Source organism: Streptomyces daliensis (assembly GCF_054782395.1).
Map to the genome: position 1 here is coordinate 17898 of NZ_BAAGSO010000085.1, position 11631 is coordinate 29528.

Annotated in this window: 6 protein-coding genes; 5 read left to right on the top strand and 1 reads right to left on the bottom strand. The window is 70.8% G+C overall.

The window, feature by feature from the left end; all coding sequences use genetic code 11:
• The first annotated feature begins 11 nt into the window (after positions 1-11).
• From ACYVOO_RS18700 to ACYVOO_RS18715, 4 genes are read left to right on the top strand one after another with little or no spacing between them, the layout of a single operon-like run.
• Entirely contained in the window at positions 12-299 is a 288-nt protein-coding gene (locus tag ACYVOO_RS18700) for an acyl carrier protein (protein ID WP_461016772.1), read from the top strand.
• On the top strand, positions 292-1473 hold the full coding sequence (locus ACYVOO_RS18705; RefSeq protein WP_461016773.1) for an acyl-CoA dehydrogenase family protein: 1182 nt from the start codon (positions 292-294) through the stop codon (positions 1471-1473). Before ACYVOO_RS18700 ends, ACYVOO_RS18705 begins: the two co-directional genes overlap by 8 nt.
• An 11-nt stretch (positions 1474-1484) precedes the next feature.
• Positions 1485-2537 (top strand): HAD-IIIC family phosphatase, encoded by a 1053-nt coding sequence (locus ACYVOO_RS18710; RefSeq protein WP_461016774.1) that lies wholly within the window; start codon positions 1485-1487, stop codon positions 2535-2537.
• Complete coding sequence (locus ACYVOO_RS18715; protein ID WP_461016775.1) at positions 2534-3409, top strand: 3-hydroxyacyl-CoA dehydrogenase family protein; 876 nt, start codon at positions 2534-2536, stop codon at positions 3407-3409. The genes ACYVOO_RS18710 and ACYVOO_RS18715 overlap by 4 nt, the downstream gene beginning before the upstream one ends.
• An 18-nt stretch (positions 3410-3427) precedes the next feature.
• Here the strand turns inward: ACYVOO_RS18715 and ACYVOO_RS18720 are convergent, their stop codons facing one another.
• Complete coding sequence (locus ACYVOO_RS18720; RefSeq protein ID WP_461016776.1) at positions 3428-4186, bottom strand: alpha-hydroxy acid oxidase; 759 nt, start codon at positions 4184-4186, stop codon at positions 3428-3430.
• A 637-nt stretch (positions 4187-4823) separates the two neighbouring features.
• On the opposite strand from ACYVOO_RS18720, the gene ACYVOO_RS18725 reads away from it, so the two are divergent.
• On the top strand, positions 4824-11631 hold a 6808-nt coding region (locus ACYVOO_RS18725; protein WP_461016777.1), incomplete at its 3' end, for an amino acid adenylation domain-containing protein.

The following is an 11631-nucleotide window of genomic DNA, read 5'->3' on the forward strand; positions in this document are numbered from 1 at the left end:
ATGGGGGGTGCATGAACGCACAACGGCATCCGGACGACGACACCACCGACATCACCGACAGCATCCTGGAGTTCCTGTCCACCGCCACCGGAGGCAGACAGCTCACCGTGGACCAGGACTACGTGAGCGAGGGCCTGGTCGACTCGCTGCTGGCACTCGAACTGGTCACCCAGGTCGAGGTGCGCTTCGGCGTCGAGGTCGAGGTGGAGGACCTTGACCTCGACAACTTCCGTACGGCGTCGCGCATCGCGGCGTTCGTACGGCGCAAGCGCGGCGTTCCGGAGCACGCCGATGGGTGACCTCATGGACGTGGCCGCCTTCGCCGACGCGGCACGGGCCGAAGCGGACGCCTGGGACCGGGCGGGCAGGCTGCCCGGCGACATCGTCAAGGCCATGGCGGCGGGCGGGCTGCTCGGAGCCGACCTCCCCCGCGACTACGGCGGCGCCGCGGCGAGCGCCCGGGAACTGGGCGAGGCATGCGCGCGGCTCGGCGGTGTGTGCAGCGCGCTGCGCGGCCTCGTCACCGTCCAGGGCATGGTCGCGTCGGCGCTGCTGCGCTGGGGGACCGGCGAACAGCGCACCGCCTGGCTGCCCGCGCTGGCGGCCGGTGACCGGCTGGCGGGATTCGCCGCCACCGAGGAGGGCGCGGGCAGCGACCTCGGCGCACTGACGACGTCCGTGCGCGCACACGGCACCGGATACGCGGTGACCGGACGCAAGCTGTGGGTGACCTTCGGGACGATCGCCGACGTGTTCCTGGTCATCGGCCGTACGGAGGACCGGACGGCGGCCGGGGGAGCGGGCGAGGAAGGGGCCGGGGAACCGGACGGTGGGCACGGGCGGACGGCAGCCCTGCTGGTGGAGTCCGACCGGCCGGGCGTGACCGTCGAGCCGGTCGGGGAACCGTTCGGCATGCGCGCCGCCGGGCTGGCACATGTCACCTTCGACGAAGTGCGGGTGCCCGCCTCCCATCTCGTGGCGCCGCCCGGCTTCGGCCTGTCCCATGTGGCGGCGGCAGCCATCGACCACGGGCGGCACACGGTGGCCTGGGGCTGCACCGGGCTGGCCGAGGCATGTCTGACGTACGCGGCCCGGCACACAGCCCGCCGCACCCAGGGCGGCGTCCGGCTCGCCGACCACCAGGCCGTACGGGCCGTACTGGGGCGTGCCCAGGTGGCGGCGGCGGGCGCGCGGCAACTGTGCGGGCACGCGGCCGACCTGCGGGACCGGCGCTCGCCCGAAGCCCTGGCGGAGACCGTGGTGGCCAAGTACGCAGCCGCCTCAGCGGCGGCCTCCGTCAGCCAGGACACCTTCCAACTGCACGGCTCCGCCGCCTGCGGCCCGGACAGCGCCGTCGGCAGGCTGTTCCGCGACGCACGCATCATGCAGATCATCGAAGGCTCCCGTGAAGTGGCCGAGGTGCTGATCGGGGACCTCGTGCTGCGCCGTGGAGGGCCCGGCACGGCATCCTGAAGGGGGAGAACATGACGACGAGTACTCGCGAGGTCAAGTGCCTGGTCTGGGACCTCGACGACACAGTCTGGGACGGTGTCGTCGTCGAGGGCGACCCGGCCAGGCCGCTGCCCGCCGCGGTCGCGGCCATCGAGGCCCTCGACCGCCGGGGCATCCTGCACGCCGTGGCGAGCCGCGGCGACCACGACGTCGCGCACGCCCATCTGACCGCACACGGCCTGGCGGGCTACTTCAGTGCCCTGGAGATCGGGTGGGGCGCGAAGTCCGAGGCCGTACGGCGGATCGCCGCCACCCTGAACATCGGCCTGGACACGGTCGCCTTCGTCGACAACGACGGGCTCGAACTGGCCGAGGTGCGGGCGGCGTTGCCCGAGGTCCGCTGCTATCCGGCGCACCGGGTGCCCGAACTGGCGGCACTGCCCGAGTTCCGGCCCGGCACCGTCACACCGGAGGCCGGGGCCCGGCGCGGGATGTACCGCGCTGAGCAGGCCCGTACCACCGCACAGGAGGACTTCGCCGGGACACCCGAGGAGTTCCTGACCGGGCTCGGGCTCGTCATGAACGTCCGCCGGGCCACCGGCGAGGACCTCGCGCGCGCCCGTGAACTGACCGTACGCACCCACCAGCTCAACACCACCGGCCTCACCTACGACGAGGAACAGCTCCGCGAACTCGCCGGGTCCGCCACACACGAGGTGCTCGTCGCCGACCTGGAGGACCGCTTCGGGCACTACGGCACCATCGGCCTGTCGGTCACGGAGCTGACCGGGGACCGCGCCGTGCTCCATCTGCTGCTGATGTCCTGCCGCGTCATGTCCCGCCGCGTCGGCTCCGCACTGCTCGACCACCTCGTCCGCACCGCCCTGGCCCGCGGCCTGACCCCGTACGCCTGGTTCGTGCCCACCGAGGTGAACCGGATCATGCTAGTCACCCTCCGGTTCGCGGGCTTCGCGCTCGCCGAGCGGCACGACGGCAGGATGCTCCTCGCCTACGACCCCGGCCGGCCGCTGCCGTCGCCACCCGGCCATGTCCGACTCATCACCGACGCGGGAGCACCCTCATGACCGAGACAGTCCAGGACCTGGACCCCGTCGGCGTCGTCGGCGCCGGGCAGATGGGTGTGGGCGTCGCCCTGTGCTTCGCTCGCGCGGGGCACCAGGTGACGGTCACAGAGCCGTCCCCGGAGGCCCGCGCGACCGCGCCCCGGCGCCTGCGCCGCGGCCTGCGGCAGGCGGTGCTGAGCGGCGGGGAACGTCCCGACGTGGCGGCGGTACTCGCGCGCGTCCACTGGACGGCGGACCTGGCCGACCTGCGCCGGTCCGCCTTCGTCGTCGAGTGCGCCGCGGAACGCCAGCCGCTCAAGGAGGACATCTTCCGCGAGCTGGACCGGATCTGCCCGCAGCACACGATCCTGGCGTCCTGCACCTCGGCCGTGCCCGTGGCCGCGCTGGCCGCCGCGACCTCGCGTCCGGACCGGGTACTCGCCACCCACTTCATGAACCCCGCGCCCGTCAAAACCGCCGTGGAAGTGGCGCGGGGCGCCGCCACCAGCCCGGCCGCCCTGCAACGGACCCTCGATCTGCTCGTCTCCCTCGGCAAGTCCCCCGTCGTGGTCGCCGACGCCCCGGGGTTCGTCACCAACCGCGTCCTGATGCTGACCATCAACGAGGCGGCGACCGTCGTCCACGAGGGCACCGCCACCCCCGCCGTCGTCGACCGGATCTTCCGCGACTGCTTCGGCCACCCCACCGGGCCCCTCGCCACCGCCGACCTCATCGGACTGGACACCGTCGTGGACACCCTCAACGTGCTCTACGCACACACCAACGACCCCCGCTTCCTGCCCAGCCCGCTGCTGGCCAAGCTGGTCGCCGAGGGCCGCACCGGCCGCAAGAGCGCCTCGGGATTCCACACCTACCCGACGGCCACACCCTGACGGGTCTCCCGCGCCGGGTCAGCGGACGGCCCGCAGCCGACGGGCCTCGTCGACGCCGCCGCATCCCGACAGGCCCAGTGCGTCCCGGAGTTCGTCGGCCAGCAGCTCCAGGACCTGCCGCACACCGGCTTCCCCCGCCGTGCTCAGTCCCCAGATCACCGGCCGCCCGACGAGCACGCCGTGGGCGCCCATGGCCAGGGCCTTCAGCACATCGGTGCCACCGCGCACGCCGCTGTCCGGCAGCACCTCGCAGGTCGCCCCCACGGCCGACACCAGCCCGGCCAGCGCGTCGATGCTGGGGACGGCCCCGTCGAGCTGACGGCCCCCATGGTTGGAGACCACCACCGCGTCACAGCCGCACTCCGCCGCACGCAGGGCGTCCTCGGGGGACAGCACACCCTTCAGGACCAGCGGCAGCCGGGTGCTCCGGCGCAGCACTTCCACGGACGCCCAGGTCAGCGAGGAGGAGAACGTCCGGCTGGTGTGTTCGGCTACAGCGGAGGCGTCGGCGAGCCGACGGTGCGCGGTGTCACCCGCCGCCGGTTCAGTCGTCCAGGGCGCCGCCGCCGTCGTCGTGAGGTTGGCGGCGCGCACATGACCGGGGAGGACGAAGCGGTTCCGTACGTCCCGCCGCCTGCGGCCCATCCACGGCACGTCGACGGTGAGCACCACGGCCTCGCACCCCGCGTCCTCGGCCCTGCGCGGGTTCGTCCGTCGAGTCCGTCGTCGAGTCCGTCTCCATGCGGGACACCACTCCAGTGAGAGAGCCGAGACCACCGAACTCTAGGGTCCCGTCCGGGAGTCTGACTACGGACACCCTTTCCAGGAGAACAGCGGATGGGGGAGGATGCGGTCGGATGAAGACACGTGGGCGAAGCGTGCGGCTGGCCGGCTGACGGGCGGACAGACAAGCAGGCAGGCCGCCGTCGCGTCGAAGCTGCTCCCTCGTGAGGAGCGGCTGTCCGTGGCTCTCGCGCACCCTGGACAGTGCGTCCAAGTGACAAGAACGGTTGGTTGGACGCGTCCGCCTGTCCGTCGCGTGCCGCTCCGCGCGGGCACTCCCGCGGGAATTCCCCTCCCGTCGCCACTCCGGCCGGGCGGCCGGCAGGTGGGAATCGGGACGGCCTCTGGGTATCGTTCTGAGCGAACTGATCCATGACCAAAAACTCCTTCGTTCCCCACGCGAAGAGAAGACCGTGCTCGGCGAACGGATGGCGGGACCAGGTGTCCAATCGACTGGCACCTTGGACAGCATTGTGCATGCCGTCACGGAACTGGAACCTCGGTACATAAACCCCAGTCGCATCTGCCGCTGGGGTGAAGTGCGGCCCGGTGACGGCCGATAGCGGCCGACCGGCGACCGATAAGCAGCAACAAGAGCGGCGGGTGGCGTTTACCCGTTGAGAGGGGAAAGATGAAGGGCCAGGACGGTTACGCTTTGCCCCTGTCCGATTGCCAAGAGGGAATTTGGCTGGCGCAGCGGATCGAGAACACTCGTGCTCTGTACAACGTCGGTCAGTTCACGGAGATCCGTGGGGTGCTGGACGTCGAGGTCTTCGAGACGGCTCTGCGACGGGTCGTCGCGGAGACGGAGACCCTGGGTGTGCGGTTCGTCGAGGACGGCGACGGGGTGTCCCAGGTGCTGGGCGGGGTACCGGGGGAGTGGGAACTGTGCCTGGTCGATGTGAGTGCCGATGCCGAGCCGTGGGAGTCGGCCGAGGCACTGATGCAGGAGGAACTGCGGCGGGTGAAGGAGCCCACCGAGGACCTGCTGTTCTCGTATTTCCTCATCCGGCTCGCTGCTGATCGTTTTCTGTGGTTCCAGTGCTACAACCACCTTCTGATGGACGGCTTCGCCTGTTCACTGGTGGCGCGCCGGGTGGCGGAGGTTTATACGGCACTCCACGGCGGGAACGCCGATTCCGGGGCGGCGAGCGAGGTTTCGCACACCCCGCTGCGCGAGCTGATGGAGCAGCAGACCGCATACCGGGATTCAGATGTGTATGCGGAGGACCAGCGGTATTGGCACGAACATTTCGCTGACCGGCCCGAATTGGTGAGCATTCCCGGCCACCGTTCGATGGCCTCCGCTGAGGAAACCGGCGCGAGCGGGGTACTGCGTGAGTCGGGCCATGTCCCGCCCTCCGTCGTGGCAGCCGTGCGCGCGGCGGCAGAGGAAGCGGGGGTGACGTGGACACGGTTCGTCATCGCGGCCGTGGGAGCCTACGTGGCCCGGCTGACGGGCGCGGGCGAGGTGGTCCTGAGCCTGCCGGTGACCGGCAGGCTCAGCGAGGCGGAGCGGCGGACGCCCTGCACCATGGCGAACATGCTGCCGCTGCGGCTGCCGGTACGGGCGGAGTCCAGCCCGGCGGAGCTGGCGGCCGACGCCGCACGGGAGGTCGGCGCGCTGCTGGAACACCAGCGCTTCCGTGGTGAGCGGCTGCGCCGTGAGCTGAGCTGGCCGGAGGGCGAGCGCTGGCACTTCGGACCGTACGTGAACATCGTTCCCACTGGCGGGCAGCTTCTGTTCGGCGAGGCCCGTGGTGTGGTGCGCGACCTGTCGAGTCGGCGCGTCGAGGACTTCGGCCTGCTGGTGGACGGCTCCTCGGAGGAGGAGGGCCTGCGCATCGTCCTCGAGGCCAACGCCGAGCTGTACGACCGCGAGTGGGTGCGGGGCGTGCACCGGTCCTTTCTGCATTTCCTGGAGCGGTCGGCGGCCGAACCCACGGCGCCCGTCGGACGTTTCGATGTGCTGGACGAGGACGAGCACGGCCGCGTAGTCGGGGAGTGGAACGACGCCCACCAGGCCGTTGCCGCAGGGACGGTCGTCGACCGCTTCGCCGGGTGGGCTGCTTCGGCTCCGGGTGCGGTGGCGGTGCGGTGTGGTGACGAGGCGTTGTCGTACGGGGAGTTGGAGGAGCGGGCGAATCGTCTGGGCCGGTATTTGACGGGTCTGGGTGTGGGTCGTGAGTCGCGGGTGGGTCTGTGCCTGCCGCGTGGCGTCGACATGGTCGTCGGGATGCTGGGTGTGTGGAAGGCGGGTGGCGCGTATGTGCCGCTCGATCCCGAGTACCCGGTGGACCGGCTGGCCTACATGGTGTCCGACAGCGGTGCCACGGTCGTTCTGGGCACGGAGGAAACGCTGACCGGGGTGCCCATGGGTGCCACGCGGACAGTTTTGCTGGACAGGGCCGCAGCGGCGATCGCGGTGGAGTCGTCCGGGGCGCTTGATGTAGCGGTGGTGCCTGAGCAGTTGGCGTATGTGATTTATACGTCGGGTTCGACGGGGCGGCCGAAGGGTGTGGCGGTCGCGCATGGTGGTGTGGCGAATCTGGCGGAGGTGATGCGTCCCGTTCTCGGTGTGGAGGAGGGGACGGTGGCGTTGCAGTTCGCGTCGTTCTCCTTCGATGCTGCGGTGCTGGATGTGGCCGTCACGCTGGGCGGAGGCGGCACTCTTGCCGTCGCGTCGAGTGAGGAGCGGTTGGAGCCCGAGGCGCTGGCGACCATGATCCGCGACGCCGGTGTGAGCGTGGCCAGTGTGGTGCCGTCCCTGCTCGGGGTGCTGGAGCCGGAGTCGGTTCCTGGTGTGGAGAACTGGGTGCTGGGCGCGGAACGCCTCAGTGCCGATCTGGCCGCGCGCTGGCGGGCCCAGGCGAAGGTGTGGAACACCTACGGGCCGACCGAGGCGACCGTCATCACCACGGCGACGTTGCTGGCCGAGGGCATCACGGCCCAGGACGCCCCGCCTGCGATCGGTGGCCCGATCGGCAATGCGCAGGTCTTCGTCCTGGACGGGTTCCTGCGGCCGGTGCCTCCCGGTGTGACGGGTGAGCTGTATGTCTCGGGCGCTGGGCTCGCGCGTGGTTACGTGGGCCGCCCGGATCTGACAGCCGAGCGGTTCGTGGCCAACCCGTTCGTGTCGGGCGGGCGCATGTACCGCTCGGGTGACCTGGCCCGCTGGACGGCGGACGGCCTGCTGGAGTTCGCGGGCCGCGCGGATGAGCAGGTCAAGATTCGCGGCTTCCGCGTCGAGCCCGGCGAGATCGAGTCGGTTGTCGCCTCCCATGAGGGTGTCGGCCAGGCCGCCGTCGTCGTGCGTGAGGACCGGCCGGGTGAGAAGCGGCTGGTGGCGTATGTCGTCCCGGCCGGTGACGACGACTTCGACACCGGTGTGCTGCGGGAGTACGCGGGTGAGCGGTTGCCGGAGTACATGGTGCCGTCGGTGGTGGTGCTGGAGCGGCTGCCGCTGACCGTCAACGGCAAGGTGGACCGTGGAGCACTGCCCGCGCCCGAGCCGGAGAGCCGCCCGGTGGTCCGGGCCGCTGCCACGCCGGTGGAGGCGCTGCTGTGCGGTCTGTTCGGCCAGGTACTCGGGCTGGCCGAGGTGGGGGCCGAGGACAGCTTCTTCGAACTCGGCGGTGACTCGATCCTGTCGATGCTGCTGGTGTCCGGAGCCCGCCGTGCGGGATTGGTGATCACGACTCGTGAGGTCTTCGAGTACCGGACACCAGCCGGACTCGCCTCCGTCGCCGTCCCCCTCCTCGAAGGCTTCAGCTCTGCCGCCAGCGCGACCGTCGACGCGCCCACCGGCGAGGTCCCGCTCACTCCGGTGATGTGGGAGCTGCTGGACCGGGTGGCGCCGGAGGACCTTGGCGAGGTGTTCCAGTCGGCCCTGGTCACGGTCCCGGCGGGCCTGGAACTCACGCTGCTGACGCAGGCGTTGCAGGCCGTGGTGCACCGCCACGATGTGCTGCGCGCGCGGCTGGAGGCCGGCTCTGCACCGCGGCTGGTGGTGCCCGAGGCGGGCGCCGTCGAGGCAGCAGGGTGGGTGTGGCGGGTGGACGCGGCCGACCTGTCGGGCCGCGCGCTGAGCGGTGTGGTGGACGAGCAGCTACGCGCTGCGACACACCGGCTGGATCCGTTGGCCGGTGTGATGCTTCAGGCGGTGTGGCTGGACGCGGGCCCCGACGCACAGGGAAAGCTGCTCCTCGTGGCCGACCACCTGGTGGTGGACGGTGTCTCCTGGCGCGTACTGCTGCCCGATCTGGCGGAGGCGTACGGGGAGTTGGCCGCAGGCCGTGAGCCGGTGCTGGGTCCGGTGTCGACGTCGTTCCGGCATTGGGCGCGTGAGTTGTCGGCGCGGGCGGTGGGTGCGGAGCGTGTTGCGGAGCTGTCGGGGTGGCAGGCCCTGTTGGAGGGTGCTGGCCCGCTGTTGACGGATGGGCCGGTGGATCCGGTTCGTGATGTCGAGGCGTCGGTGCGTCGGGTGTCGGTGTCGGTGCCGTCCGGGGTGACGTCGGCGTTGTTGACGGGTGTTCCTGTCGCGTTCCATGCGGGTGTTGATGATGTGCTGTTGGCGGGGTTGGCGGCTGCCGTCGCGGAGTGGGCCGACAGCAAGGGCCAGTCTGCTGCTGACGGGTTCCTGGTGGATGTGGAGGGACATGGCCGTGTCCCGCTGAACGAGGGGCACGACCTCTCCCGCACGGCGGGCTGGTTCACCAGCGCCCACCCGGTGCGGCTGGCGGCAGGTGGCTTTGATCCGGCCGATCTGCGTGCCGGGGGTTCGGCGGCTGGGCAGGTGCTGAAGCGGGTGAAGGAGCAGGTACGGGCAGTGCCCGGCGACGGGCTCGGCTATGGCATGCTCCGCTACCTCAACCCGGAGACCGGGCCCGCCATGGCAGAGCTGCCCTCGGCCCAGATCGGGTTCAACTACCTCGGCCGTTTTGCCGGGCGCGACGGACAGTGGGAGCTGACCGACGGTGGGCTGGGCGCCGGAAGCGCCGCTCGCGCCCAGGTGATGCGCCCTCTCGAAGTGCTGGGTGCGGTGCACGACCGCGTCGACGGCCCTGAGCTGACCCTCACGCTCTCCTGGCCCGAGCGGCTGCTGACGGAGACCGCCGCGCAGGCCCTCCTCGACACGTGGGCGGCGATGCTGTCCGGGCTGGCCACGCATGCGGCACGCCCCGGGCACGGTGGGCACACACCCTCGGACTTCCCCCTCCTCGCCCTGGACCAGGAGCAGGTGGAGGAACTGGAGGCGGACGTCCCCGAACTGGTCGACGTGCTGCCCGTCTCGCCCCTCCAAGAGGGGCTCCTCTTCCACGCCCTCTTCGACGAGCAGGTGGAGGACATCTACGTCGAGCAGATGGTGCTCGATCTGCGGGGCACGGTGGACGCCGGGGTGCTGAGAGCATCGTGGCAGGCACTGCTGAACCGGCACGCCGCCCTGCGGGTGGGCTTCCGTCATCTGGCGGGGCGCGAACAGCCCGTACAGACAGTCGCTCAGCAGGTGTCTCTGCCCTGGCGTGAAGAGGACTTCTCCGGGCTCGACGCGGAGGCCGCCTGGGCGGAGTCGGAGCGGATCAGCGGCGAGGAGCGCGCGCAGCGCTTTGAACTGGCGCGGCCCCCGTTGCTGAGGATCGCGCTGGTGCGCGTCGGTGCCGAGCGCTACCGGATGATGGTGACGCTCCATCACCTGCTGCTCGACGGCTGGTCGTTGCCGATCCTGCTGCGGGAGCTGTGGGACTGCTACGCGGCCGACGGCTCCGCACACGCCCTGCCCACGGTGACCCCGCACCGCGACTATCTGACCTGGCTGACCCGTCAGGACAAGCAGGCGGCCCGCGACGCCTGGCAGGGCGCACTCGCCGGTCTGGAAGAGCCCACACAGGTGGCTCCGGCTGCCCCGGCCGTGGCGGAGGCCACCTCCCTCGGCAGGGTGAACACCCGCACCGGCGCGGAGCTGGCCGGTGCGTTGGGCGAGCTGGCCCGTACATACGGGGTGACGCTGAACACCGTCGTGCAGGCGGCCTGGGCGATCGTGGTCGGACAGTTGGCCGGACGCCGTGACGTCGTCTTCGGCGCGACGGTCTCGGGTCGGCCCGCAGACCTTCCGGGCATGGAGAACATGCTGGGCCTGTTCATCAACACTGTGCCGGTGCGGGTCGCCTTCGACCCGGCGCAGACCGTCGTCGGGATGCTGATGGAGTTGCAGCTCCAGCAGTCGGAGCTGCTGGAGCACCAGCACCTGGGCCTCACCGAGATCCAGCGACAGGCTGGACCCGGCGCCACCTTCGACACCCTGATGGCCTTCGAGAACTACCCCGGCGACCCCGCCGTTCCCCCGTCCATCGAGGCACTCACGCTGGCGGACGTCGAACTCCGGGAGTCGACCAACTTCGCCCTCGCCCTGGGCGTCGTCCCGGAGGACGACGACCTGGGCCTGCGGCTGGACTACCGCCCCGACCTGTTCGAGGCATCCACCGCCCAGGCGGTCTCCGACCGCCTCACGCGGGTACTCGCGCAGATCGTGGCGACTCCCCATCTCAAGCTCGCCGAGATCGAGGTGCTGAGGGGATCCGAGCGTGCGTTGGTGGTGGGGGAGTGGAACGACACGGCGCGGGCCGTGTCGGCGGGTTCCGTGCCGGAGTTGTTTGCAGGGTGGGCCGCCTCGATTCCCGATGCGGTCGCGGTGCGGTCCGGCAACCAGGCGCTGTCGTACGGGGAGTTGGAGGCGCGTGCCAACCAACTGGGCCGGTATCTGACGGGCCTGGGTGTGGGACGCGAGTCGCGGGTGGGCCTGTGCTTGCCGCGCGGCGTGGACATGGTCGTGGGGATGCTGGGTGTGTGGAAGGCGGGTGGCGCGTATGTGCCGCTCGACCCCGAGTACCCGGCGGACCGGCTCGCGTACATGGTGTCCGACAGTGCGGCCACGGTGGTTCTGGCCGTCGGGGAGACGGTGGCGCAGGTCGCGGGTGACACGGTTCCCGTCGTTGCGTTGGATGCCCCGGACGTCGCAGCGGCCGTCGCGGCGGAGTCGTCCGAATCGCTTGAGGTGTCTCTCGCGCCTGAGCAGTTGGCGTATGTGATTTATACGTCGGGTTCGACGGGCCGTCCCAAGGGTGTGGCGGTCGCGCATGGTGGTGTGGCGAATCTGGCGGAGGTGATGCGTCCCGTCCTCGGCGTGAGCCAGGGAACAGTGGCGTTGCAGTTCGCGTCGTTCTCCTTCGATGCTGCGGTGCTGGATGTGGCCGTCACGCTGGGCGGAGGCGGCACTCTTGCCGTCGCCTCCAGTGAGGAGCGGTTGGAGCCCGAGGCGCTGGCCGCGATGATCCGCGACGCCGGTGTGCAGGTGGCGAGTGTGGTGCCGTCTCTGCTCGGGGTGCTGGAGCCGGAGTCGGTGCCGGGTGTGGGGAACTGGGTGCTGGGCGCGGAGCGCCTGA